The organism is Bacillus sp. FAU20 (genome assembly GCF_056033865.1).
Window position 1 is genome coordinate 402,501 of the sequence record NZ_JBVYHY010000027.1, and the last position, 24,897, is coordinate 427,397.

General features: G+C 37.3%; 24 protein-coding genes, 20 tRNA genes, 2 rRNA genes and 4 riboswitches (1 of these 50 cut by a window edge). Of the genes, 44 read left to right on the top strand and 2 right to left on the bottom strand.

The genetic code is table 11. The features are described from left to right. The 24 genes from AC0OM3_RS27640 to AC0OM3_RS27755 all read left to right on the top strand — a co-directional run. A 23S ribosomal RNA gene (locus AC0OM3_RS27640) occupies positions 1-2,396 on the top strand; it begins 527 nt to the left of the window's first position. A 101-nt stretch (positions 2,397-2,497) separates the two neighbouring features. Next, a 5S ribosomal RNA gene (rrf, locus tag AC0OM3_RS27645) occupies positions 2,498-2,613 on the top strand. Positions 2,614-2,618: 5 nt separating this feature from the next. Continuing rightward, a tRNA-Val gene (locus AC0OM3_RS27650) sits at positions 2,619-2,694 on the top strand. An 8-nt stretch (positions 2,695-2,702) separates the two neighbouring features. After that, positions 2,703-2,786 (top strand) — tRNA-Tyr (locus tag AC0OM3_RS27655). An 11-nt stretch (positions 2,787-2,797) separates the two neighbouring features. After that, positions 2,798-2,872 (top strand) — tRNA-Gln (locus tag AC0OM3_RS27660). A gap of 4 nt (positions 2,873-2,876) precedes the next feature. Then, a tRNA-Lys gene (locus AC0OM3_RS27665) sits at positions 2,877-2,952 on the top strand. A 14-nt stretch (positions 2,953-2,966) separates the two neighbouring features. After that, positions 2,967-3,047, top strand: a tRNA-Leu gene (locus tag AC0OM3_RS27670). A 29-nt stretch (positions 3,048-3,076) separates the two neighbouring features. Beyond that, positions 3,077-3,151 (top strand) — tRNA-Gly (locus AC0OM3_RS27675). A 16-nt stretch (positions 3,152-3,167) separates the two neighbouring features. Next, positions 3,168-3,256: transfer RNA gene (locus AC0OM3_RS27680), tRNA-Leu, on the top strand. A gap of 3 nt (positions 3,257-3,259) precedes the next feature. After that, positions 3,260-3,333 (top strand) — tRNA-Arg (locus AC0OM3_RS27685). Between the two features lie 10 nt (positions 3,334-3,343). Continuing rightward, positions 3,344-3,417, top strand: a tRNA-Pro gene (locus AC0OM3_RS27690). Positions 3,418-3,433: 16 nt separating this feature from the next. Further along, positions 3,434-3,506 (top strand) — tRNA-Ala (locus AC0OM3_RS27695). Positions 3,507-3,526: 20 nt separating this feature from the next. Next, positions 3,527-3,619, top strand: a tRNA-Ser gene (locus tag AC0OM3_RS27700). A gap of 51 nt (positions 3,620-3,670) precedes the next feature. Continuing rightward, positions 3,671-3,763: transfer RNA gene (locus AC0OM3_RS27705), tRNA-Ser, on the top strand. A 21-nt stretch (positions 3,764-3,784) separates the two neighbouring features. Next, a tRNA-Met gene (locus AC0OM3_RS27710) sits at positions 3,785-3,861 on the top strand. 3 nt (positions 3,862-3,864) lie between these two features. Continuing rightward, a tRNA-Asp gene (locus AC0OM3_RS27715) sits at positions 3,865-3,940 on the top strand. Between the two features lie 8 nt (positions 3,941-3,948). Next, positions 3,949-4,024, top strand: a tRNA-Phe gene (locus tag AC0OM3_RS27720). A 9-nt stretch (positions 4,025-4,033) separates the two neighbouring features. Then, positions 4,034-4,106: transfer RNA gene (locus tag AC0OM3_RS27725), tRNA-Thr, on the top strand. A 6-nt stretch (positions 4,107-4,112) separates the two neighbouring features. Continuing rightward, positions 4,113-4,183: transfer RNA gene (locus AC0OM3_RS27730), tRNA-Trp, on the top strand. 10 nt (positions 4,184-4,193) lie between these two features. Then, positions 4,194-4,270, top strand: a tRNA-Ile gene (locus tag AC0OM3_RS27735). Between the two features lie 8 nt (positions 4,271-4,278). Next, positions 4,279-4,353: transfer RNA gene (locus AC0OM3_RS27740), tRNA-Asn, on the top strand. A 1-nt stretch (position 4,354) separates the two neighbouring features. Then, positions 4,355-4,426, top strand: a tRNA-Glu gene (locus tag AC0OM3_RS27745). Positions 4,427-4,555: 129 nt separating this feature from the next. Then, the gene (locus AC0OM3_RS27750) at positions 4,556-4,975 is read left to right on the top strand and encodes a CBS domain-containing protein (protein WP_000199010.1); all 420 of its coding nucleotides are present in this window, start codon (positions 4,556-4,558) and stop codon (positions 4,973-4,975) included. A 321-nt stretch (positions 4,976-5,296) separates the two neighbouring features. Beyond that, entirely contained in the window at positions 5,297-6,448 is a 1,152-nt protein-coding gene (locus tag AC0OM3_RS27755) for a DUF3965 domain-containing protein (RefSeq protein ID WP_046946538.1), read from the top strand. 240 nt (positions 6,449-6,688) lie between these two features. Here the strand turns inward: AC0OM3_RS27755 and AC0OM3_RS27760 are convergent, their stop codons facing one another. Continuing rightward, positions 6,689-7,021, bottom strand: a complete 333-nt coding sequence (locus AC0OM3_RS27760) for a hypothetical protein (protein ID WP_001137823.1) — start codon at positions 7,019-7,021, stop codon at positions 6,689-6,691. Positions 7,022-7,026: 5 nt separating this feature from the next. Beyond that, positions 7,027-8,181 (bottom strand): SH3 domain-containing protein, encoded by a 1,155-nt coding sequence (locus AC0OM3_RS27765; RefSeq protein WP_001056036.1) that lies wholly within the window; start codon positions 8,179-8,181, stop codon positions 7,027-7,029. Positions 8,182-8,450: 269 nt separating this feature from the next. After that, a riboswitch (TPP riboswitch) is annotated at positions 8,451-8,563 on the top strand. A gap of 60 nt (positions 8,564-8,623) precedes the next feature. Then, positions 8,624-8,727, top strand: a riboswitch (TPP riboswitch). A gap of 84 nt (positions 8,728-8,811) precedes the next feature. Between AC0OM3_RS27765 and tenA the strand changes: the two genes are divergently transcribed. From tenA to kdpA, 20 genes are all read left to right on the top strand, one after another. Then, a complete protein-coding gene (gene tenA, locus AC0OM3_RS27770; protein ID WP_000666825.1) occupies positions 8,812-9,507 on the top strand; it encodes a thiaminase II in 696 nt (231 codons plus the stop codon). Next, a complete protein-coding gene (locus tag AC0OM3_RS27775; protein ID WP_001256780.1) occupies positions 9,476-10,225 on the top strand; it encodes an ABC transporter ATP-binding protein in 750 nt (249 codons plus the stop codon). The genes tenA and AC0OM3_RS27775 overlap by 32 nt, the downstream gene beginning before the upstream one ends. Beyond that, positions 10,225-10,977, top strand: a complete 753-nt coding sequence (locus AC0OM3_RS27780; protein WP_002163847.1) for an ABC transporter permease — start codon at positions 10,225-10,227, stop codon at positions 10,975-10,977. Before AC0OM3_RS27775 ends, AC0OM3_RS27780 begins: the two co-directional genes overlap by 1 nt. Next, entirely contained in the window at positions 10,974-11,975 is a 1,002-nt protein-coding gene (locus AC0OM3_RS27785; protein WP_474213293.1) for an ABC transporter substrate-binding protein, read from the top strand. The genes AC0OM3_RS27780 and AC0OM3_RS27785 overlap by 4 nt, the downstream gene beginning before the upstream one ends. A 10-nt stretch (positions 11,976-11,985) precedes the next feature. Then, on the top strand, positions 11,986-12,606 hold the full coding sequence (gene tenI / locus AC0OM3_RS27790) for a thiazole tautomerase TenI (RefSeq protein ID WP_000787159.1): 621 nt from the start codon (positions 11,986-11,988) through the stop codon (positions 12,604-12,606). Next, complete coding sequence (thiO, locus tag AC0OM3_RS27795; protein WP_000333301.1) at positions 12,599-13,708, top strand: glycine oxidase ThiO; 1,110 nt, start codon at positions 12,599-12,601, stop codon at positions 13,706-13,708. Before tenI ends, thiO begins: the two co-directional genes overlap by 8 nt. Before the next feature lie 15 nt (positions 13,709-13,723). Continuing rightward, positions 13,724-13,927, top strand: coding sequence for a sulfur carrier protein ThiS (thiS, locus tag AC0OM3_RS27800; protein ID WP_001049504.1), 204 nt, complete (start codon positions 13,724-13,726; stop codon positions 13,925-13,927). A gap of 2 nt (positions 13,928-13,929) precedes the next feature. Beyond that, the gene (gene thiG, locus AC0OM3_RS27805; RefSeq protein WP_000931981.1) at positions 13,930-14,700 is read left to right on the top strand and encodes a thiazole synthase; all 771 of its coding nucleotides are present in this window, start codon (positions 13,930-13,932) and stop codon (positions 14,698-14,700) included. Then, complete coding sequence (thiF, locus tag AC0OM3_RS27810) at positions 14,693-15,712, top strand: thiazole biosynthesis adenylyltransferase ThiF (RefSeq protein ID WP_131250574.1); 1,020 nt, start codon at positions 14,693-14,695, stop codon at positions 15,710-15,712. Before thiG ends, thiF begins: the two co-directional genes overlap by 8 nt. 6 nt (positions 15,713-15,718) lie before the next feature. After that, positions 15,719-16,540: a bifunctional hydroxymethylpyrimidine kinase/phosphomethylpyrimidine kinase gene (gene thiD / locus AC0OM3_RS27815; RefSeq protein ID WP_474213297.1), complete on the top strand. Its 822-nt coding sequence runs from the start codon at positions 15,719-15,721 to the stop codon at positions 16,538-16,540. Positions 16,541-17,174: 634 nt separating this feature from the next. Beyond that, a complete protein-coding gene (locus tag AC0OM3_RS27820) occupies positions 17,175-17,501 on the top strand; it encodes a hypothetical protein (RefSeq protein WP_474213299.1) in 327 nt (108 codons plus the stop codon). Positions 17,502-17,618: 117 nt separating this feature from the next. Then, positions 17,619-18,605, top strand: a complete 987-nt coding sequence (locus tag AC0OM3_RS27825; RefSeq protein ID WP_000034766.1) for a hypothetical protein — start codon at positions 17,619-17,621, stop codon at positions 18,603-18,605. A gap of 4 nt (positions 18,606-18,609) precedes the next feature. Next, on the top strand, positions 18,610-19,806 hold the full coding sequence (locus tag AC0OM3_RS27830) for an ABC transporter permease (protein ID WP_000107177.1): 1,197 nt from the start codon (positions 18,610-18,612) through the stop codon (positions 19,804-19,806). Further along, positions 19,807-20,469: an ABC transporter ATP-binding protein gene (locus AC0OM3_RS27835; protein ID WP_000571593.1), complete on the top strand. Its 663-nt coding sequence runs from the start codon at positions 19,807-19,809 to the stop codon at positions 20,467-20,469. Between the two features lie 58 nt (positions 20,470-20,527). After that, a complete protein-coding gene (lepB, locus tag AC0OM3_RS27840) occupies positions 20,528-21,103 on the top strand; it encodes a signal peptidase I (RefSeq protein ID WP_001230620.1) in 576 nt (191 codons plus the stop codon). Positions 21,104-21,646: 543 nt separating this feature from the next. After that, positions 21,647-21,793, top strand: a riboswitch (cyclic di-AMP (ydaO/yuaA leader). Positions 21,794-21,886: 93 nt separating this feature from the next. Further along, positions 21,887-22,273, top strand: coding sequence for a hypothetical protein (locus AC0OM3_RS27845; protein WP_000424070.1), 387 nt, complete (start codon positions 21,887-21,889; stop codon positions 22,271-22,273). A gap of 13 nt (positions 22,274-22,286) precedes the next feature. Continuing rightward, positions 22,287-22,520 (top strand): hypothetical protein, encoded by a 234-nt coding sequence (locus tag AC0OM3_RS27850; protein WP_002163849.1) that lies wholly within the window; start codon positions 22,287-22,289, stop codon positions 22,518-22,520. Between the two features lie 260 nt (positions 22,521-22,780). Continuing rightward, positions 22,781-22,926, top strand: a riboswitch (cyclic di-AMP (ydaO/yuaA leader). Between the two features lie 100 nt (positions 22,927-23,026). Then, positions 23,027-23,131 carry a SipW-dependent-type signal peptide-containing protein gene (locus AC0OM3_RS27855; protein WP_000887894.1) on the top strand — a complete coding sequence of 35 codons (105 nt, stop codon included), beginning with the start codon at positions 23,027-23,029 and terminating at the stop codon, positions 23,129-23,131. Further along, positions 23,131-23,208 (top strand): K(+)-transporting ATPase subunit F, encoded by a 78-nt coding sequence (gene kdpF / locus AC0OM3_RS27860; protein WP_223153441.1) that lies wholly within the window; start codon positions 23,131-23,133, stop codon positions 23,206-23,208. The genes AC0OM3_RS27855 and kdpF overlap by 1 nt, the downstream gene beginning before the upstream one ends. A gap of 19 nt (positions 23,209-23,227) precedes the next feature. Continuing rightward, positions 23,228-24,895 carry a potassium-transporting ATPase subunit KdpA gene (gene kdpA / locus AC0OM3_RS27865; RefSeq protein ID WP_000638318.1) on the top strand — a complete coding sequence of 556 codons (1,668 nt, stop codon included), beginning with the start codon at positions 23,228-23,230 and terminating at the stop codon, positions 24,893-24,895. Positions 24,896-24,897: the final 2 nt, after the last annotated feature.

Sequence of the window (24,897 nt, forward strand, 5' to 3'; positions counted from 1 at the left end):
GCACCCCGGAAGGGGAGTGAAAGAGATCCTGAAACCGTGTGCCTACAAATAGTCAGAGCCCGTTAACGGGTGATGGCGTGCCTTTTGTAGAATGAACCGGCGAGTTACGATCCCGTGCGAGGTTAAGCTGAAGAGGCGGAGCCGCAGCGAAAGCGAGTCTGAATAGGGCGTTTAGTACGTGGTCGTAGACCCGAAACCAGGTGATCTACCCATGTCCAGGGTGAAGTTCAGGTAACACTGAATGGAGGCCCGAACCCACGCACGTTGAAAAGTGCGGGGATGAGGTGTGGGTAGCGGAGAAATTCCAATCGAACCTGGAGATAGCTGGTTCTCCCCGAAATAGCTTTAGGGCTAGCCTTAAGTGTAAGAGTCTTGGAGGTAGAGCACTGATTGGACTAGGGGTCCTCATCGGATTACCGAATTCAGTCAAACTCCGAATGCCAATGACTTATCCTTAGGAGTCAGACTGCGAGTGATAAGATCCGTAGTCAAAAGGGAAACAGCCCAGACCGCCAGCTAAGGTCCCAAAGTGTGTATTAAGTGGAAAAGGATGTGGAGTTGCTTAGACAACTAGGATGTTGGCTTAGAAGCAGCCACCATTTAAAGAGTGCGTAATAGCTCACTAGTCGAGTGACTCTGCGCCGAAAATGTACCGGGGCTAAATACACCACCGAAGCTGCGGATTGATACCGAATGGTATCAGTGGTAGGGGAGCGTTCTAAGGACAGTGAAGTCAGACCGTAAGGACTGGTGGAGTGCTTAGAAGTGAGAATGCCGGTATGAGTAGCGAAAGACGGGTGAGAATCCCGTCCACCGAATGCCTAAGGTTTCCTGAGGAAGGCTCGTCCGCTCAGGGTTAGTCAGGACCTAAGCCGAGGCCGACAGGCGTAGGCGATGGACAACAGGTTGATATTCCTGTACCACCTCTTTATCGTTTGAGCAATGGAGGGACGCAGAAGGATAGAAGAAGCGTGCGATTGGTTGTGCACGTCCAAGCAGTTAGGCTGATAAGTAGGCAAATCCGCTTATCGTGAAGGCTGAGCTGTGATGGGGAAGCTCCTTATGGAGCGAAGTCTTTGATTCCCCGCTGCCAAGAAAAGCTTCTAGCGAGATAAAAGGTGCCTGTACCGCAAACCGACACAGGTAGGCGAGGAGAGAATCCTAAGGTGTGCGAGAGAACTCTGGTTAAGGAACTCGGCAAAATGACCCCGTAACTTCGGGAGAAGGGGTGCTTTCTTAACGGAAAGCCGCAGTGAATAGGCCCAAGCGACTGTTTAGCAAAAACACAGCTCTCTGCGAAGCCGTAAGGCGAAGTATAGGGGGTGACACCTGCCCGGTGCTGGAAGGTTAAGGAGAGGGGTTAGCGTAAGCGAAGCTCTGAACTGAAGCCCCAGTAAACGGCGGCCGTAACTATAACGGTCCTAAGGTAGCGAAATTCCTTGTCGGGTAAGTTCCGACCCGCACGAAAGGTGTAACGATTTGGGCACTGTCTCAACCAGAGACTCGGTGAAATTATAGTACCTGTGAAGATGCAGGTTACCCGCGACAGGACGGAAAGACCCCGTGGAGCTTTACTGTAGCCTGATATTGAATTTTGGTACAGTTTGTACAGGATAGGCGGGAGCCATTGAAACCGGAGCGCTAGCTTCGGTGGAGGCGCTGGTGGGATACCGCCCTGACTGTATTGAAATTCTAACCTACGGGTCTTATCGACCCGGGAGACAGTGTCAGGTGGGCAGTTTGACTGGGGCGGTCGCCTCCTAAAGTGTAACGGAGGCGCCCAAAGGTTCCCTCAGAATGGTTGGAAATCATTCGTAGAGTGCAAAGGCATAAGGGAGCTTGACTGCGAGACCTACAAGTCGAGCAGGGACGAAAGTCGGGCTTAGTGATCCGGTGGTTCCGCATGGAAGGGCCATCGCTCAACGGATAAAAGCTACCCCGGGGATAACAGGCTTATCTCCCCCAAGAGTCCACATCGACGGGGAGGTTTGGCACCTCGATGTCGGCTCATCGCATCCTGGGGCTGTAGTCGGTCCCAAGGGTTGGGCTGTTCGCCCATTAAAGCGGTACGCGAGCTGGGTTCAGAACGTCGTGAGACAGTTCGGTCCCTATCCGTCGTGGGCGTAGGAAATTTGAGAGGAGCTGTCCTTAGTACGAGAGGACCGGGATGGACGCACCGCTGGTGTACCAGTTGTTCTGCCAAGGGCATAGCTGGGTAGCTATGTGCGGAAGGGATAAGTGCTGAAAGCATCTAAGCATGAAGCCCCCCTCAAGATGAGATTTCCCATAGCGTAAGCTAGTAAGATCCCTGAAAGATGATCAGGTTGATAGGTTCGAGGTGGAAGCATGGTGACATGTGGAGCTGACGAATACTAATAGATCGAGGACTTAACCATATAATATGTAGCAATGTTATCTAGTTTTGAAAGAATATAAAAAACTTGTTGACTTTCAGAAGTGAATAAGTTACAATGATTCTTGTCTTAAATGAATACAGTCTGGTAATGATGGCAGAGAGGTCACACCCGTTCCCATACCGAACACGGAAGTTAAGCTCTCTAGCGCCGATGGTAGTTGGGACCTTGTCCCTGTGAGAGTAGGACGTTGCCAGGCAAAATGGAGGATTAGCTCAGCTGGGAGAGCACCTGCCTTACAAGCAGGGGGTCGGCGGTTCGATCCCGTCATCCTCCACCATATATGTCGGAGGGGTAGCGAAGTGGCTAAACGCGGCGGACTGTAAATCCGCTCCTTCGGGTTCGGCAGTTCGAATCTGCCCCCCTCCACCATTCTTAATTAATGGGCTATAGCCAAGCGGTAAGGCAACGGACTTTGACTCCGTCATGCGCTGGTTCGAATCCAGCTAGCCCAGCCATTAAGAGCCATTAGCTCAGTTGGTAGAGCATCTGACTTTTAATCAGAGGGTCGAAGGTTCGAGTCCTTCATGGCTCACCATTTTAATGAAATATGCGGGTGTGGCGGAATTGGCAGACGCACTAGACTTAGGATCTAGCGCCTTTGGCGTGGGGGTTCGACTCCCTTCACCCGCACTTTTAATAAAATAACTCATACATGTCTTGCGGAAGTAGTTCAGTGGTAGAATACAACCTTGCCAAGGTTGGGGTCGCGGGTTCGAATCCCGTCTTCCGCTCCAATTTTCAATATGACATGCCGGGGTGGCGGAACAGGCAGACGCACAGGACTTAAAATCCTGCGGTGGGTGACCACCGTGCGGGTTCGACCCCCGCCCTCGGCACCATATGCGCCCGTAGCTCAATTGGATAGAGCGTTTGACTACGGATCAAGAGGTTAGGGGTTCGACTCCTCTCGGGCGCGCTTTTATTAACGGGAAGTGGCTCAGCTTGGTAGAGCACCTGGTTTGGGACCAGGGGGTCGCAGGTTCAAATCCTGTCTTCCCGATATTCCCAAAAAACATGGGGCCTTAGCTCAGCTGGGAGAGCGCCTGCCTTGCACGCAGGAGGTCAGCGGTTCGATCCCGCTAGGCTCCACTTTATTTAATATATGTCTCGGAGGTATACCCAAGTTCGGCTGAAGGGATCGGTCTTGAAAACCGACAGGCGGTGAGAATCGCGCGGGGGTTCGAATCCCTCTACCTCCTCCATTTTTTCTTTAATGGTTTAGACATATAATAATAAAATATTTTTTCCTTCATGGAGGTATACCCAAGTTCGGCTGAAGGGATCGGTCTTGAAAACCGACAGGCGGCGAGAGTCGCGCGGGGGTTCGAATCCCTCTACCTCCTCCATTTTTTAAAACTTTATATTGTCGCGGGGTGGAGCAGCACGGTAGCTCGTCGGGCTCATAACCCGAAGGTCGCAGGTTCAAATCCTGTCCCCGCAACCAAATGGTCCCGTGGTGTAGTGGTTAACATGCCTGCCTGTCACGCAGGAGATCGCCGGTTCGACCCCGGTCGGGACCGCCATTTATGTTGGCTCGGTAGCTCAGTCGGTAGAGCAGAGGACTGAAAATCCTCGTGTCGGCGGTTCGATTCCGTCCCGAGCCACCATTTTTTTATGCCGGCTTAGCTCAATTGGTAGAGCAACTGACTTGTAATCAGTAGGTTGGGGGTTCAAGTCCTCTAGCCGGCATCATTTAGGGGCATAGTTTAAAGGTAGAACTGAGGTCTCCAAAACCTCCAGTGTGGGTTCGATTCCTACTGCCCCTGTAAAGTATATGGGCCTATAGCTCAGCTGGTTAGAGCGCACGCCTGATAAGCGTGAGGTCGATGGTTCGAGTCCATTTAGGCCCACCATATATTATTCCGCAGTAGCTCAGTGGTAGAGCTATCGGCTGTTAACCGATCGGTCGTAGGTTCGAGTCCTACCTGCGGAGCCATGGCCCGTTGGTCAAGTGGTTAAGACACCGCCCTTTCACGGCGGTAACACGGGTTCGAATCCCGTACGGGTCATACAAAAAAGAGTCAGCATTATGCTGGCTCTTTTTTATTTTGTTAATCCTTTTTATTACGTTACTTTCCAGAAATAAATAAAGGGATTTTGGAAAAGCTATGGTATGTATAAAAAGGAGGAAATAAATAATGACACGAGTTAGAGACTTAATGAGTACCCATATTGTACATTGTACACCGCTAGACAATGTATATGAGGCAGCTGTTAAAATGAAGGAAGAATCAGTTGGATTAATCCCAGTTGTTGAAAATGAGCAAGTTGTTGGGCTTGTTACTGATCGAGATTTAGTCGTTCGAGGGATTGCTGAAAAACATCCTGGATCTAATAAAATTACAAATGTGATGACAACAAATATTATCTCAGTTTCTCCAAATGATTCTATTGAAAAAGCTACAGAGCTAATGGCACAGCATCAAATTAGACGATTACCAGTAGTTGATAGTGGTCAACTTATTGGCATGTTAGCACTAGGAGATTTAGCTATAAGGGAATCAGCAGATGATCAAGCTGGATTTGCCTTGAGCGAAATCTCAGAGCATACAGAGTAAATTGAAACTTTCATTAACCGAGAGTCTGATGGTCACTCATAAAGAGCTAAATTATATATAAAGTTCAGATACATTATTCTAGCATATATGGATTAAACTAATATGTTAGCGTGATGTATCTGAGACATTATATAATAAGTATGTGGTTAATAATTTCGACAGTTTTTTAAAATTTGTTATTCTTCATTTTTAATAAGAGAAAAGATGATATACTGATAGATATAAGTATTATGAGAGATTTTGAATATAACAATATTAATTTTTAGTGGCGCGATAATAAATTAATATTTCCTACATAGATGAAAAGGGAAGGGGAATTATATGAAGGCTGTACAGGGCGATCCAAATTGGAATTTGGTTACAGATACATATATAGAACCAAATAATTTCGCTGAATTATTTTCTTTGCTTGTACCTTGTCACCCAAAAGGTGAGGGGAAAGAACGAACTATATTAGTATGGAAAGAGAAAGAATTTTATAAAGAAGAAAATTTAGCGTCATTTATCGTATATGGCATGAATAAAGCAAAGAAATTACCGCAGTTTCATAAAGATGAAATTCCAACTTTAGTGCGTATTCTTCGCTTATGCCAAGAGATTGGTTGGTATGAAGAGGCAAATGATTTTATGATAGCGCAAGGATTAGCTGAGTTTGTTCATACTTCATTGGAATATGAAACATGGGATCTTTTGACGCAATCAGTTGCTTTAAATTATTTAATTATTAAATATCGTATAGGTGAATTGACAGATAGGGATATTGAAATTTGGGATAGAGTTAAATTTAATGAGAAGTGTATAACCGATTGTAAACATTTATTATCTCATAAAGAAGTATTGGAATTTACATTCTTTTATATGTGCAAGAGAGCGAAATCATTATCAAAAGAGCAATTAAATAGTGATATGATGAGTTTAGCGATGTATTGTAATACTTTTGTATATGATTTGTATACACATGATTTATTACGGAAATATCGTAAGTGTACAGATTTCCTATCATATTATGGACCTAGTCAGGCAGTTTTAGCATGTCAAAGAGCTGTATTATCTCAAATTTCCGATCGCTTAGACCCATTAAAGACAACGCATGTAGATGATTATTTATATGTGATGAAAGAAATGATGGAGCATATGACGATAGGAGTAATGGATCGATACGGTCATTTTATTGGAAAGCTACTATCTTATGTGCCATTTTTCGAAATGATACAAGTTCCACAGCATGCATATTATTGTGAAGAATTACTGTATATTTGTAAGGGCATTGAATATAAAGAAGAAATACTACGCAATTATATATTTATACAATTACATGATTGTTTACCATCATTCTTTAGGCTATTTCTTAAAAATAAGCGTTACGCAACGATTCATGATATTCTTTTCTATTGGTGCGATGACGAACAACGAATGAGTTTAGAGAAAAAATATAATCTGAGCTTTATTTATGAAAAATATGCTTGTGGATAAACAATATTTTCGATATGAAAAATTCATATAAATTAAAAAGGATCTCCAGTTTATGTGAGATCCTTTTTTGTTAGTAAAACAAGGAGAAAGTGATTAAGACAAGAAAAAGCATTCCATATAGGAGGAGTTGTGCAGTATAACTTCCTTGTATACCAAAAAAAGTATTGGTTTTCTTATACAAATTCAATATGTATTTTATTGGAGTATCTTTGAAAGATTGGTACACAGTGTCTCCTCTTTCTAAGCTTCTTGTTTTTGTTTTTGGTTATAAGGGACATTAATATATCTAGCTACAAATAATAAAACAGCCATAAAGAATACTGGAAATACAGTAGATAAATAAAAGCCATTACTAATTATATTTGTTATGAGAGCACTTAAAAGAAAAATAGCATTATAAATATGGGCAATTTTTTGTTTTAGTTGCACTTGAAATGATTCCATCATAATTTCTAATGCAACAAAAGCAATAATAATAGATAAAAATACAATGTTTGTATTGTAAATGATTAAACAACAGATTAAACCTAAAAAGGCTACGTATTCAATTATAAGAGGTATATTGCGTGGCATACAATTTACCTAACTAAATATGGCAGTGGATTTACTGCATTTGTTTTTTCAAAATTCCATTCTCCATTATGTAATTCAAAATGAAGATGTTGCCCGTATGAATGACCTGTGTTTCCCATATGACCTATTAATTGTCCAGTTTGTACTTGATCACCAGCTTGTACAGTGCGATCCTTCATATGAGCATAAACAGTTGTATATAATTTCCCATTGATTTGATGCGCAATGAAAACAACATTGCCATAGCTAGCTGAATAATAAGATTTCACAACTTTACCTGCAGCAGCAGCTTGGATAGAGACGTTTCCTGGAGCGGCAATATCTATACCATAATGCATTTGTTCCCAGCGTATATCAAAGGTTGAGCTAATTCTTCCTTGAGCGGGGAATTTGAAAGCAGCTGGAATTGATGAAGGCTGATCTGTTTTAGCTTGTGGTTGATTTTGTACTACATAGTGTTTTGCTACATATCCGTATCCTGTGCCAAAACGAATTTTATACCAAGTTCCTACAGTTTCTACTACTTGTACTTGTGTACCGTTTTGTAATGAACCGAGTAGAGCGCTACTTGTACTAGCGTTGCTACGTACATTTAGATTAGGTGTTGCAACGGTATATTTTGTATTATTTTGAACGGTGATTCCTTTTACTAAGGGTTGTGAACCATTAGAGATGAATGCTTTTTGTACGTAACCTGTTTGGCCATTATGTGAGATTTTATACCATTCGCCTTGATCTTCTTGAACGGTAATAAACTTGCCATTTGGTAATACATCTAAAATGGAAGATTCTAAATTAGGTTCAGAGCGAACGTTTAATGCATTAGCATTAACGATGTATTGATCATTAGATTGAAGTTTGTTTTTTAGTAAAATAGCATCTTTTTGTACATAACCTACTTTATTATGAACAGATACTTTATACCAACCATTAGTTGTTTCAAGGATGTTCACTTTTGTATTAAAGCGAATTGTATCAATTGATGTGCTTTTTACGTTATCTTCTGTATGTAATGCTACTTGATCGACTTTGACATACCCAGTTTTAATATTAGATAATTGTTCAGCGTTTGCTTTTTGTACATTTGTTTCACCCATAGAAGGAAGTAAAGAAGCAATCGCTACAGTAGTTGCTGTTAAAGCAGTAGCTTTCATATTCATGGAATAGAGACCTCCTCTAGTTGTATAGTTGTAATTTTATTATAGTATAAAGATATAATATAGTGGGTGTATTCACATAAATGTAATATGAAATCAATATAAAAATAAATTTTTTGAGGATAATGATTCCTTTTTATACAATTAATTGGTGTTTTATTTTCTAAAATAGAATGTATGTATTGTATAACTTCGATATTATGTTGATAATTAAGAAAATTAAAAAAGTTGATGATGTCTTATTACGGTGTTATACTGACAGTGATAATTTTATAGTTTGCTAGGAGAGCTGGTGTTGCCAGCTGAGAGTAAGACCTTAAGTCTTTGATCCTTTTTATTACCTGATCTAGATTATGCTAGCGTAGGGAAGCAATTCGGACACTAATAATGAGTCCCCGTTTCTTTGCGTATAGAAACGGGGCTTTTTTATTTGAAAATTTCATATTGAAACCACTAGGGGTGCTTGTTGTGCTGAGAGAGGAATAATCCTTAACCCTTATAACACCTGATCTAGGTAATACTAGCGAAGGGAAGTGGAACAACGAATAAATTATAATTTTATTGGCTGTAACCACTTCTTATATAGAGAAGTGGTTTTTTATTTATATACACATACTGGAAGGGGATAGAGAAATGAAATTTTGCGATAGATTATTAGAAACTGTACAACCAGTTTGGGAGATGAGTCATAATCATCCATTTGTAGTAGGTATGGGGGATGGTACGTTAGAAAAAGATAAGTTTCAGTATTACATTATTCAAGATTATTTATACTTGTTAGATTATGCAAAGTTATATGCTATCGGTGTTGTAAAGGCAACGAATCCACAAGTTATGGGGAAATTTGCTGAACAAATTGATGGAATATTAAATGGAGAAATGACAATCCATAAACAGTATGCAAAAAGACTTGGAATTTCTATAGAGGAGATAGAGTCTGCAAAGCCATCTGCTAAAAATTTAGCTTATACAAATTACATGATGTCTGTATCTCAAAATGGCACACTTGCAGAATTAATAGCAGCACTTCTTCCGTGTATGTGGAGCTATTGGGAGATTGGAAAGCGTTTAAATGATATTCCGGGAGCAAGGGATCATGAATTCTTTGGTGAGTGGATTCAAGGATATAGTTCTGAAGAATACGGCAACCTCTGTATTTGGTTAATAGATTTATTAAATGAAATGGCAGTTGGAAAGTCTGAAAAAGAGCTTGACCGATTAGAGGAGATTTTCCTATATTCCAGTCGATTTGAATATTTATTCTGGGATATGTCCTATCGTAAGGAGATGTGGGGATTTGAGGAGCAAGAACATACTACAATTTCATAATGTTTGTTTTCATTATGATGAGAAACCAATCATCAATGAATTAAATGCTTCTATACAAGATAAAGAGTTTGTAAGTATTATCGGACCGAGTGGATGTGGGAAAAGTACTTTATTTCGCCTTATTACAGGTTTAGAAGAAGTAAGTACTGGTCAGATAGAGCTGATAGAAACAAAGAGCCATCCTGTAGGGTATATGCCTCAAAAAGATATGCTCTTGCCGTGGAGAACGATTATTGAGAATGCTGCTTTGCCATTAGAATGCCAAGGCGTGCCGAAGAAAGAAGCACAAGTAAAGGCAAAGGAACTATTGCATAAATTTGGTTTACAAGGGTATGAGACAAAATATCCGAAAGATTTATCTGGGGGTATGAGACAACGTGTATCTTTTATTCGAACTTTATTAACAGGCGGGGAGATATTGTTATTAGATGAGCCGTTTAGCGCGTTGGATGCTTTAACGAAGGCATCTTTGCAAGAATGGCTGTTTGAACAATGGAAAGAGTGGGAAAAAACAATTTTATTTATTACTCATGATGTGGAAGAAGCATTGTTTCTTTCTAATCGAATTTTAGTAGTGGAGCAGCAGCCGATAACTACTTTGACTGAGCGGATAGTGCCGCTTGATCATAACAGAACACGAAAAGATTTATATAAACCGGAAGTATTGGCGCTGAAAGATGAGCTTCTTAGTATGTTACAAAGGCAGGTACTCGTATGATGAACCGGTTGAAGGAGCTATTACCTGCTCTTACACTTTCTAGTATCTTACTTGCCCTTTGGGAAGTAGGAGCAATAATTGTAGATGAAATGTACATTTTACCGTCACCGTCTGCAATTGTAATGAAGATATGGAAACTAAAAGATATATTATTTACGGTTCATTTGCCGGCAACATTATATGTCGTTTTAATAGGTGTGGCAATTTCTATCGTACTTGGGGTAGGGCTAGCGATGTTAATGAATGCGAGTACATGGATGGAGAGAGCATTTTATCCATTATTAGTCGCTTCACAAACGATTCCTATTACAGCGCTTGCTCCGCTCTTCGTTTTATGGTTTGGATATACGATTTGGAGTAAAGTCGTTGTTACGGTTTTAATTACGTTTTTCCCGATTGCGGTCAATACGTATGATGGACTACGCAGTACGAAAAAAGAATGGGAAGAGCTTTTAGTTACATACGGGGCAACGAAAAAAGATGTTTTTCTTAAATTAAAATTGCCGTCTGCTCTTCCTTATTTTTTCTCAGCTTTAAAAATCGCAGTTCCGCTTAGTGTAATTGGGGCAGCAATTGGTGAATGGCTCGGTGCACAAGCTGGGCTAGGATATTTCAGTAAAAGAATGATGACGCAGTTAGACGGAGCAGGTGTATTTGCACCCATTGTATTGTTATCGTTATTAGCTATTTTCTTCGTCATACTTATTTCGATATTAGAAAAGAAATTCATTAGTTGGAGGAAGCATTCATGAAATTATTAAAACGCATCTTTGTGTTTACATTATTAGTTGCAATGATTGCTGGATGTTCTAGTAATTCAGCATCAGATAAGAGTAAAAAAGAAAAAGAAATAACGGTCATGCTTGATTGGTACCCAAATGCGGTACATAGCTTTATTTATGCAGCAATTGAAAAAGGCTACTTTAAAGAAGAAGGTGTAAAGGTGAATATTAAATTCCCTTCCAATCCGACTGACCCATTAACTTTAGCAGCTGCAGGAAAAGTAACGGTTGGCCTATATTATCAACCAGATGTTGTTATGGCAAAAGCAAACGAACAAATTCCAGTGAAAACAATTGGAGCTGTCGTACGTTCCCCATTAAATCATGTTGTATCACTGAAGTCAGCAGGCATTCAATCGCCAAAAGATTTAGAGGGGAAAACAGTGGGATATTCTGGAACACCTTTAAGTGAGATGTATTTAAAAACGATGGTAAAAGAAGCTGGTGGTAATCCAGATACAGTGAAAGTAGTCGATGTTGGCTTTGATTTAGTACCAGCATTAATTACGAAAAAAGTGGATGCGGTAACAGGGGCATACATTAACCATGAAGTACCTGTTATGCGTCATGAAGGTCATGAACCAGCGTACTTTAATCCAGCAGATTATGGTGTACCGAATTATCATGAGCTTGTATTTGTAACAGGTGATAAAACGTTGAAAAAAGATAAAGAAGCGTTGCAAGCCTTCTTACGTGGTACGAAAAAAGGCTATGATTTCATGAAGAAAAATCCAGATGAAGCATTAAATATTTTATTAAATCATCAAGAAAAAGAAAACTTCCCACTTGTGCCAGAAGTTGAAAAGGAAAGTATGAAAATTTTATTAGAGAAGATGGAAACGAAAGATGAGCCATTCTTATCAGATTCAAAAGAGTCTTGGGAGAAACAAAATAAGTGGCTGAAGGACAAAGGAATGACAAAAGAAACCGTCCCAGCCGATGAACTATTCGAAAATATTTTAAAGTAGGCGAATGAATATGAAAAATGAGCTCCACGTAATCTCAAATGGCCATATGCCATTCGAAGAGTTAGTGAATGTAGCGATGCAAATTGAGAGTGAGATTGATTATTTGCATATTCGTGAGCGTGAGAAGAGTACAAAGGAATTATATGAAGGTGTGGAAATTCTGTTAATGGAGGGCTTTCCGGCTTCTAAAATTGTCATAAACGATCGAATTGATATTGCAATTTTATTAAATATTCCTCGTGTTCAACTAGGATATCGAAGCACAGATGTAAAGTCAGTGAAAGAAAAGTTTTCTTATTTGCATGTCGGTTATTCTGTGCATTCGCTAGATGAAGCGATAGTAGCATTTAAAAATGGAGCGGATTCACTCGTTTATGGCCATGTATTTCCGACAGATTGTAAAAAAGGTGTGCCAGCGAGAGGGCTTGAAGAAATTTCGGACATTGCAAGGAGCTTATCGATACCAATTATAGCTATTGGAGGGATTACTCCTGAGAATACAAAGGATATTCTGGCAAGTGAAGTAAGTGGAATTGCTGTTATGTCTGGAATTTTAAGTAGTAGTAACCCGTATAGCAAAGCGAAGTCTTATAAGGAATCAATAAGAAAGTGGGCGGAAAAACATGTGTGAGAAGTATGATGTAGCGATTATTGGTGGTGGTGTAATTGGTAGTTCAGTTGCACATTTTCTAGCAGAAAGAGGACATAAAGTAGCGATTGTAGAAAAGCAAAGAATTGCATCGGAAGCTTCGAAAGCAGCTGCTGGTTTACTTGGTGTTCAAGCAGAATGGGATGCGTATGATCCGCTATTTGAACTTGCTAGAGAAAGCCGAGCTATATTTCCACAACTTGCAGCAGTTTTACGTGAAAAGACGGGTATTGATATTGGATATGAAGAAAAAGGAATTTATCGTATTGCTCAAAATGCAGATGAGAAGGAAAGAATTCTTCACATTATGGATTGGCAGCAGAAAACAGGTGAAGATTCTTATTTTCTAACGGGAGACCATGTGCGGGAAAAAGAGCCATATCTATCCGAATCTATTATAGGAGCAGTATATTATCCGAAAGACGGTCATGTTATTGCACCAGAGCTTACGAAAGCATTTGCACATTCTGCGACAATTTCCGGTGCGGATATATATGAGCAAACAGAAGTATTTGATATCCGTATTGAAAATAATAAAGTGACTGGAGTTATTACAAGTGAAGGTATTGTCACATGTGAGAAAGTCGTTATTGCAGGAGGTTCATGGAGTACGCAGTTACTCAGTTATTTTCACCGTGATTGGGGTACATATCCAGTTAAAGGAGAAGTGGTTGCGGTAAAAAGTAGAAAACAACTTTTAAAAGCACCTATTTTTCAAGAAAGATTTTACATTACTCCAAAGCGCGGTGGACGTTACGTAATTGGGGCAACAATGAAGCCACATACGTTCAATAAAACTGTGCAGCCAGAAAGTATAACTTCTATATTAGAGCGTGCTTATACAATATTGCCAGCTTTAAAAGAAGCAGAATGGGAAAGCACGTGGGCAGGATTACGACCACAATCGAATCATGAAGCTCCTTATATGGGAGAGCATGAAGAAATAAAAGGTTTATATGCTTGCACGGGCCATTATCGAAACGGTATTTTATTAAGTCCTGTTTCTGGCCAATATATGGCTGATTTAATAGAAGGAAAGCAAGAGAATTATTTGCTAGATTCATTGCTTTCTAAAACGGTTTAGAAAGGGGATGGAAGTTTGAATTTGAAAATTAATGGTAATCAAATTGAAGTGCCAGAGAGTGTAAAAACAGTAGCCGAGCTACTTATACATTTAGAGCTAGATAACAGAATTGTTGTAGTAGAGCGTAATAAAGATATTTTACAAAAAGATGATCATACAGATACATCTGTTTTTGATGGAGACCAAATTGAGATTGTAACTTTCGTAGGAGGCGGTTGATTATGTTAAACATTGGACCATTTTCATTTCATTCTAGACTTTTATTAGGAACAGGTAAATTCCCTGATTTTGACGTGCAGCAAAAGGCAATTGACGTTTCTGAAGCTGAAATTTTAACGTTTGCAGTACGTCGTATGGATATCTTTGATGCAAAGCAACCTAATTTATTAGAGAAACTTGATGTGAAAAAATATACGTTATTACCAAATACAGCAGGGGCAAAAAACGCTGAAGAGGCTGTTCGTATTGCAAAATTAGCAAAAGCCTCTGGGCTTTGTGACATGATAAAGGTAGAAGTTATTGGTGATGATAGAACGTTATTACCTGATCCGGTAGAAACGTTAAAGGCATCTGAAATGTTACTAGAAGAAGGATTTATCGTACTTCCGTATACATCTGATGATGTTGTATTAGCACGTAAATTACAAGAGCTTGGCGTGCATGCGATTATGCCAGGAGCATCACCAATCGGTTCAGGGCTTGGTATTGTAAATCCATTAAATTTGAGCTTCATTATTGAACAAGCGACAGTACCAGTTATCGTTGATGCCGGTATTGGTAGTCCAGCTGATGCGGCATTTGCAATGGAATTAGGAGCGGATGGTGTGTTATTAAATACGGCTGTGTCAGGAGCAAAAGATCCTATTAAAATGGCACAAGCAATGAAATTAAGTATTGAGGCAGGACGTTTAGGCTTTGAAGCAGGTCGTATTGCACGTAAGCGTTGTGCAACTGCAAGTAGTCCTTTAGAAGGAATGAGCGTAGTTGAATAATCGATATTCTCGCCAAGAACTATTTTCTCCAATTGGAGAAGAAGGACAGCAAAAGATAAGAGAAAAGCATGTGCTTATTATCGGTGCAGGTGCATTAGGTAGTGCAAATGCAGAGATGTTTGTAAGAGCAGGTATTGGCAAGATAACAATTGTTGACCGTGATTATGTAGATTGGAGTAATTTACAAAGACAACAATTGTATGCAGAGAGCGAAGTAAAGAATAATCTTCCAAAAGCTATAGCGGCTAAAAAACGTTTAGAAGAGATCAATAGTGATGTAACAATAGAAGCTCTCGTTCAAGATGTAACAGCTGAAGAGCTAGAAGAACTTGTTACAAATGTTGATGTAATTATTGATGCGACTGATAATTTTGAAACACGCTTTATTGTGAATGATATAGCACAAAAATATTCTATTCCATGGATTTACGGTGCATGTGTAGGTAGTTACGGTCTTTCTTACACAATCCTTCCTAGTAAAACACCATGTTTATCATGTTTATTACAGTCGATTCCGCTTGGCGGGGCAACATGTGATACAGCGGGTATTATATCACCTGCTGTATCTCTCGTCGTTTCTCATCAAGTAACAGAAGCTCTTAAACTGTTAGTAGAAGATTACGAATCACTGCGAGATGGACTTGTGTCATTTGATGTATGGAAGAATGAATATTCATGTATGAATGTGCAAAAGCTTCGTAAACACAATTGTCCTTCGTGCGGAGAGAATGCGATATACCCGTATTTAAATAAAGAAAACACATCGAAAACAGCAGTTTTATGCGGGAGAAATACAGTTCAAATTAGACCACCTCATAAAGAGGAAATGGATTTTGAGAGGTACAAAAAGCTGCTGGATGATCGTGTAAATGATTTAAATGTAAATCCATATTTATTATCATTTTCTGTGGAAGAAAAGAGATTAGTTGCTTTTAAAGATGGTCGTGTACTCGTACATGGAACGAAAGATATAAGCGAAGCAAAAACGATTTATCATCGCTATTTTGGATAGAAAAGGATGAGTGGGATGAAAGTGAATAAAGCTTTAACAATTGCAGGGTCTGATAGCGGCGGCGGTGCTGGAATTCAAGCAGATTTAAAAACATTCCAAGAGCTTGGTGTATACGGAATGACGGCTATTACGGCAATTACTGCTCAAAACACGCTTGGCGTTCAAGGGGTATATCCTGTTCCGTTAGAAGGTATTACAGAACAGCTGAATTCAATTGGTACAGATTTAACACCAGATGCAGTGAAACTAGGAATGTTATTTAGTAGTGAAATAATTCAAATTGTTGCAGAACAAATTAAAAAGTTTGGCTGGAATAATATTGTGCTAGATCCCGTTATGATTGCAAAAGGCGGTGCATCATTATTACAGCAAGAAGCAGTGCAAGCATTAAAAGAATATTTATTACCAGTAGCAACTGTTATAACACCGAATGTCCCAGAAGCAGAAGTGTTAACTGGGATGGAGATTCATAATGTTGAAGATAGTAAGGAAGCTGCAAAAGTATTGCACGAATTAGGTGCTAAATATGTGCTTATGAAGGGCGGACATGCAGAATATCAAGGTAATGAAGTAATTGATTTCCTCTTTGATGGAGAAAAATTTATTGAGTTTAGAAGCGAGCGAATTCCTTCAAAGCAAACGCATGGAAGTGGGTGTACATTTGCTTCAGCGGTTACAGCAGGACTTGCGAAAGGATACTCAATTAAAGATGCTGTTCAAGAAGCGAAACGCTTTATTAGTATAGCAATTAAAGAGCCATTGAATATTGGTAGTGGCCATGGGCCGACGAATCATTTTGCATATAAGTTGAGTATAACAAAAGCATAAAGAAATGAATTTTGAAGACAATTAAATCCTCTATCCCTTATATTTTCTAAGAGGATGGAGGGCTTGTTTTTTTCGAGGAGAAAATAGAAATAGCAGTAAAATATAACAGTTTAATAAAAAAATAGTGAAAGAATATATTGTTTTAAGCAAGGCTGAATTCATAGAACATAGATTATTCTTGAACGAAGCAAATAGATGAGACGAATATTTTCACTGCTACATTTATAAGATTGAAAAGTCTTTTATAAACACTAATAATTTGTACGTACTCCTTCATATTACTATCTGATAATTACTCCACAGTTCCCCCTCGGAAACTATTTTATATATTTCATATCAACTGCCTGCCTTGTTCGATAATCTAAAAAACTAATATAGGTAAAAAAGGATGCTTTTTAAAATAATACTAAAAAATGTAATTTGTTCCTTTGCTTTTAAAAGATGTTAATTTATTATTAAGTTGTTGCGAATTTTATTATTAATTTAGATTATTTAGAACAAATGATTATATTTGACTAGTATTTTCTCTGGGATTATTGGTGAAGTATAATTTACAACTACTAATCTATATATAATACTAATAAAACGTAATGATAAAATTATTGAATGGGGGTTTATCATGAAAATGAAAAAAATGAAGACATTTATTGTTGGTGCGGCGACGTTAGGGATTATAGGTACTGGTGCTGTTTCAGCACAAGCAATGGGACTACAGCATATTTCTATGGGTTCTGGTGCCACTGTTTACATTCAAGGGTTTAACGAAGTTGGTCACAAAGGTACTGGTGCTTATGGTACAAACAAAAATAAAGTAGTGACGGGTGTTAAAGTAACTTTAAAAGAAGGCAGTTTTAATGAGTCAGCTAACAATTATGCCAAGAGAGGAGGATGGACAAAGAAATTATCAAAAGTCAATAATCCATTCAACACGGCTTATACAAACTATAGTTGGAGATACTAGTTTAGTCTTTTACAAAACTATTTCTAACAGTATGTACATTACTGTTAGAAATAGTTTCATTTATAAAGAATAACTTTATTATTAAACATGATAAAGACGTGAAGGATAATGAGTATAATGTCTAAAATAATAAAAAAATCATGGTTACCTCTTTTTTTTACATTCATTGTATTTGGGACTATTGCTGGCGGAATTTCGATGATTTTATCTGTAGAAGAACAGATGTCAAATAATATTAATAAAAATACGTATCGGATTTCTATTAACCAAAATGAAGTAGAAACAAATTTTACAAACCAAGACTTACTATCATGGTTAAATAAACAACGTGCCAATTTTACATTTTATAAGAATATACCGCAAGAAGCTAGTCGATTAAGCTTTTCAAATGAAAATACTTTTATGTATAGCGTGGAGAAGGGAAAAGCTTATATTAATGTTTGGAACAAAGATGATCAAGTTGTTAAAAATGGTAAAAAGTACTTTTACTTTGATGGTAGGGAGTATGAAGTAATTGGCTATATTGATACTTTTACTAATGTAGTAGCGAATCTTGAGTCGTCGTTAGAAGCAACCCCAAAAGAATCAATAAAGGGAGAGTATTTCTTGGATGCAGGAGGAAATAGTGAGTCCCTTATACAGGATTTATTAACTACTATACAAGAAACAGATAATACAATTACAATCTCTTATGAAAAGGTTAAGCAAACATGGATAAATAATCTATTAAACCAAAAATATGCGCTTTTTATATTTCTTGGAACTAGTGCGATGCTATTTGTATCAGGATTTACTATCGTGCTTTCATGGGTAGAAAAATATAAGCGTGAGATGTTTGTTAGGCGATTATCAGGTGCGGGAGAAACAAGTTTATTATTAAGAGTTTATACTAATATGCTAGTTATTCGAGTAATAGGGATCATAATTGGAAGCTCGATAACATTTCTGATTACTGATGTTTTAAACCTATTACCGTATAATACTGTATTTCGTTTGGAATCAATCGTTGTAGGTATCATACTATTCTTTCTTATGGATATATTTTACACGTTCCCGATGTTGTTTATCAATCAAAGGAAACAATTAATCAAGATAATGAGGTAGGAAGATGTCAACTCAATTAAAATATGCTCTTGAAGATATTTGGAGGAAAAAGCTTTATTTTATTTTGTTTTTTACTCAGATTATGATTATCACATTGTTAATTACGGAATGTTTCTCTTTAATGTATAAAAAGCAAGATGCGTTTAACTATTTATCTAAGACATTTGATATTTCTAATGTTTATTATGTATCACTTGCAGAAAAAGAAAAGTATGTAGGTGGCGAATATGAAGAAAGTATTATGAAAGATTTATATACATATGTCAATGAAAATGAGAAGTATACAATTTTTTCTGATATTGAAGATTATATAGAAATAAAGGGTATTCCACAAAATTCTCTTTCCGTTGAAATAGAGCAAGGACAAACTAAGGTTCAAGCCTATAAAAGTTTAGCTATTTCACATAGTTTTATAGATGTTTTTGATTTAGCTTTATCAAAGGGAGAATTTTTTGATTCCGATTGGGAGTATACAAGTAACGAGAGTATACCAGTTGTACTGGGGCATTCTTATCAAAAGTTTATGAATATCAATGATGAGTTTGTTAATATAGATAATTTAAAGTATAAGGTGGTTGGTTTTTTACAAGAAGGACAAAGTTTCGTTGATATATCATCCGGCAAAGGTGTTATAGAGCTGGATGACACGGTATTAATACCAATGGATGTTACAAAATTTGATAATATGTATGTGAATGGAAATTATGCATATGAAACCTATCTTGAAAATGCAACAATTATAACAAAGAATAAAAATGATATAACAGAACTTAGAAATATTACAGAAAAATCACGACTATATAATTATAACTTCAATAATGTAGGTGGCGTCTCAAAGTATATGGAGATGTCTACCAAAAAATCTGTAGGTGTATTTTTGTTTATATCAATATGGGTAATTATTTTTGCCTTTTCATTAGTTATTATTAATACATTAGAATTTGTTAGAAAAAATTTAAGAGAATTTAGTATTCATATTTTTTGTGGTGGAAACAGATCGGATATTGCATTAAGGATTTTTTTACAAATATTTATTGTTTGGATCCTTGCTTCTATTATTTCTGTGCTAGTATCCAATCAACCTTTCATAGTATTAGGGGTTTCAGGAGCGATTTTATTTCTTTGTTTAATAACATGTATTCCTAGCTTTATTAAACTTTTTAGTTTACAGATAAGTGACATATTAAGGAGAAAAGAATAAATGATTGAGCTGAATAATATTTCAAAAGTTTATAATAAATCGAAGGCCAATGAAGTGAAAGTTCTTCAAAATATTGACTTGAAAATAGAAAAAAGTAGTATGTTAGCGATTATGGGTCCATCAGGTTCAGGGAAATCTACATTGTTGAATATACTTGGTTGCTTAGATATCCCGAGTATGGGTACTTATAAGTTGTATAATCAAGAATTGCAATCTTTAAATCGAAGGAAATTAGCTACTATACGAAATGAGCACTTTGGTTTTGTTGTACAAGATTTTGCACTTATTGAGGACTACACTGTTATGAAAAATGTTGAAATCCCAATTCTATATAGTAAGGACAAAACTAATAAAAAAGAAAGAGTGCTATCAATACTTGAAAGGCTTGGTATGAAGGAAAAGGCATCTGAATATGCATATAATTTGTCAGGTGGACAACGGCAACGTGTGGCAATTGCCCGAGCATTGATTAACAATCCAGATATTATTCTAGCTGATGAACCAACTGGAGCATTGGATCAAAGAACAGGTCAGCAAGTTTTAGACATTTTTAAAAGTATACATCAAGAACAGAAAAAAACTATTTTAATTGTAACCCATGATGATAGGGTTGCGAAACAGTGTGATGGAATAATAAATATAGTAGATGGAAAGGTTTACTAAAAAATATTGACTTGAAAATTTTTTATAGGTTTTTCAAAGGTGGAAGGGATGGTAGATAATGAGGAAAAATGAGCCATATGAATCTAAAAAAAGAATACAAGGAAGTTGGATTCTACCCTTAATAATAGTTATATTGATTCTCTTGCTACGCCACTTTATGTTTACTCCTGTAGTAGTTGAGGGAAGCTCAATGATGTCAACTCTTCAGGACGGAGATAGAATGGTAGCGAATAAAATTGGATACAAATTAAATGGTCTAGAACGATTTGATATTTCTGTATTCAAGCATAAAGATGGAACGAATTATATAAAGCGTATTATAGGCCTTCCAGGGGATTATATTGAATATAAAAATGACCAGCTATATATAAATGGTAAAAAATATAGTGAGGCTTATTTGGAGAGTCAAAAGAAAGATTTGGAAAGGGAGGAGTTACTTACTGATGACTTTAATATAAAAACATTGCCATCAACTCTTAGTCCTATAGTTCCAGAGGGGCATTATTTTGTATTAGGAGACAATCGCCGTGGTAGTAAAGATAGTCGCGATATTGGTTTTATACCGGCAAATAATATTATTGGAAAAACAAATGTTGTTTATTGGCCTTTGAATGAGATGAAAATTGTTAAATAAAAAACATGGGTTAATGAATTGGATGATAAGTTACATTATAGGCTAACGGCTATCGTAGGATTAAGAAAATAAATAAAATCAGTTTGTTTACCTATTGTAATTCTCTTGCTACACTTGCAAAAAAATTAAAGGAAGAATATTTTTGAGTTTTTTTGCAAGTGTAGTTTAGATTGTGAGTATATAATATTCTTGAAGTTATATATTATATCGTTATAATAAAATACGATATATTTAGAGGCGGATATTACCTTACGTGCAGAATTTTTGTAAGTTGCATTCGCGGGATAAATTTTGAAAGAAAGAGAGAGTAAATGTTAAGGACACCTAAGATAGGTGCTTATATACATTTGCTTTTTTGTATGTAAAATATCATTTCTGTGAAAAAAGAAATGATAAGAAAACAGATGAAAGGGTATTAAAAATACATATTATAAGCGTTTAAATAATGAGATGTTTTCTTATTCTAGGTAATTTACCTATTTACAAGTGAAATATAGAGGCGTATATTTACTTTCATAAATCATTTTTGAAAATTTTCAAAAAATCCTAAAATCGCTGAATTCCAAAAATGGAGCGGAGGAACCAATTTGTGCAGTTTCACTCGGGGTGAATCTTTCAAGTTTGAAAGTAGGGCTACTCTCAAAGTCCGAATCCGACAGCTAACTTCGTAAGCGTCTTGAGAGAGGACGGTGCCATGATGGATACATCACTTCATCGATCTGATTAGTATAGGGGAATATCAATTTATGTTTGATTTCTTTTATACTAAGGAGGATGAGGTACATGGAACTAACACTTATTTGTGTTGGAGAAGAAAGTAAGGTAGATAGTTTAAGAGATCTAGTATCATTTCAACATGAGTTAATTATTTTTACAGCAAATGAAGAGATAGCGGCTGAAGTTAGGAATTGTGGGTTTGATTGGACTTATAGCTGCAGTAAGGAGCAGGACTTTACTAGTATTTTTGAGTGTATTAAGAAGGTGATTTTACTAGGGGATGAGCTTCCAATCGTTAGTTTTTTCACAGAACACATTCGCTTTTCTTTTCAAGCACCTATTACTGTTGTTACAAGGAATAAACGATATCCAGCGAGGCTCTATGAAACAATTGGAGCTAAGTTTGTCGTGTTTACAAATTGTGATAATATTTCTTTTTTATTTTTTGAATAGGGCGGGGGAAGAAATGATGAAGGTACTATTACTTGGAGATATAGCAAATCGTTGGGCAGTATCGGTAGAGCGAGTTCAAGAATTGGTTAAGATCGATCCCCTTTTTCCAGGGCCGTATATTATATTACCATCAAAAGATGCTTTGTATTTAGAGGTGGATATTACCGAGTATGAGCAGCTACATGCAGAATTGACACAAGTTTATATTCGTGGGAGAAATTTACGTGCATTTTTACGAGGAGAATAAAGGTTGAATAAAAAAGAGCGAATGCTGAGTGCAACAAGCTATGCACTTCATCTCATTCGCTCTTTTTATTTCATATTTAAAAGGTCATTTTTAAGAAAAGAGAAGAGAAATAAAGAAAATAGATGAAATAATAGTAATAATCTTCAATGTAAGCGTTTAAATGAATGTAAATATTATTATTTTCAGTAATTTAACCCTTTACAAGTGAAATATAGAGGAGTATATTTACTCTCATAAATCATTCATAAAATTTCCAAAAAAACCTAAAATCGCTGAGTTCCAGAAATGGAGCGGGGGAACCAATTTTGTGCATCGTCACTTGGGGTGAATCTTTCAGTTTTGAAAGTAGGGCTACTCTTTAGGCCCGAATCCGACAGCTAACCTCGTAAGCGTTTAGAGAGGAGGTTTACTTTTTGTTGTTCATTTTTTGAACACTGAGTAGAGCTCAGTGTTCTTTTTTAATATTCAAATGGTAAATTTTAACAAAAACAAAGCGAGGGATAGCTATGTTAGATGTTGTAATGGTCGGGATTTTTATTTTATTAGTTGCATCAATGGCAAGTCTTGCAAGTTGGTCAGATAAAGTTGTGAAAGAAGGAAAGCAATCATGATGATTGTCTTATCGGTTATTGTCGCAGCAATTACAGTGTATTTAGTGTATGCATTATTAAATCCAGAGAAGTTTTAATTAGGGGGAATCATTCATTATGATTTGGGTTGCAGTCATTATTACAATGCTCTTGTTTATTTTAGTAGCAAAGCCAATGGGAATTTATTTAGAAAAAGCTTTTCAAGGTAGCAAAATGCTAGATAAAGTATTCGGGCCTTTTGAAAAACTTATTTTTAAAATTACGGGTGTAAAAGAATACAATCAAACGTGGAAACAGTACGCATTATCATTAGTTTTACTCAACGGATTTATGATTGTTATTGTATATTTCATTTTCAGATTACAAGGTGTGTTGCCGCTAAATCCAGCGCATATTGAAGGGATGGAGCCTACGCTCGCTTTTAATACAGCGATTAGTTTTATGGCTGATACAAACTTACAGCATTATAGCGGTGAAAATGGTTTATCCTATTTATCACAATTAATCGGGATTACATTTTTAATGTTTGCGGCACCAGCAACGACATTGGCGCTCGTTATGGCTTTTATAAGAGGACTTGCTGGAAAAGAACTTGGTAACTTTTTCGTTGATTTTACGAGAGCGTTAACGAGAGTGTTTCTTCCTATCGCATTTATTGCGGCACTAGTTTTTGTCGCACTTGGCGTACCGCAAACGTTAGATGGAGCGGTTACAGCACAAACGATTGATGGGGCAAAACAAAGTATATTACGTGGACCTGTTGCATCATTCGTTTCCATTAAGGAACTTGGAAATAACGGCGGTGGATTTTTCGGAGCAAACTCTACGCATCCTTTTGAAAATCCAGGACAAATGAGTAATATTTTGCAAATGATGCTTATGATGTTATTACCAACAGCACTTCCATTTACGTACGGACGAATGGTAGGAAATAAAAAACAAGGTCGCATCCTTTTCGTTTCACTTTTTATGGTGTTTTTACTAGGATTTATAACAATTACGACATCTGAACTAAACGGGAATCCGGCATTAAATGGAATGGGTATCGAACATGTACAAGGAAGTACAGAAGGGAAAGAAGTACGATTTGGAACAGTATTTTCTTCACTATACGCAACGGTAACGACAGCTGCTGAAACAGGCGCCGTTAATACGATGCATGATACGTTAACACCAATTGGCGGTTTAGTTCCACTTGTAAATATGATGTTAAACACAGTATATGGCGGCGTTGGAGCAGGTTTTGTAAATATTATTATGTATGCAATTATTGCAGTGTTTATATCTGGGTTAATGGTTGGACGGACACCAGAGTTTTTAGGTAAAAAGATTGAAGGTAAGGAAATGAAATTAATTGCGGTCACGATTTTATTTCATCCATTGCTCATTTTAGGCTTTTCGGCATTAGCTCTTTCAACAAATTTAGGGACGGATGCTATTTCTCATTCCGGTTTCCACGGTTTAACGCAAGTTGTATATGAATATACATCGTCAGCTGCGAATAACGGATCTGGATTTGAAGGATTAGGAGATAATACACCGTTTTGGAATATTACGACTGGTTTAGTTATGTTTTTAGGACGTTACTTCAGTTTAATTACGATGCTAGCTGTGGCAGCTTCGTTGAAAGAAAAAACGGTAGTGCCAGAAACAGTCGGAACGTTCCGTACAGATAATAGTTTATTTGGTGGCATCTTCATCGGAACAATTGTAATTGTCGGTGCATTAACATTCTTCCCGATGTTAGTACTCGGACCAATTGCAGAATTTCTTACATTGAAGTAATG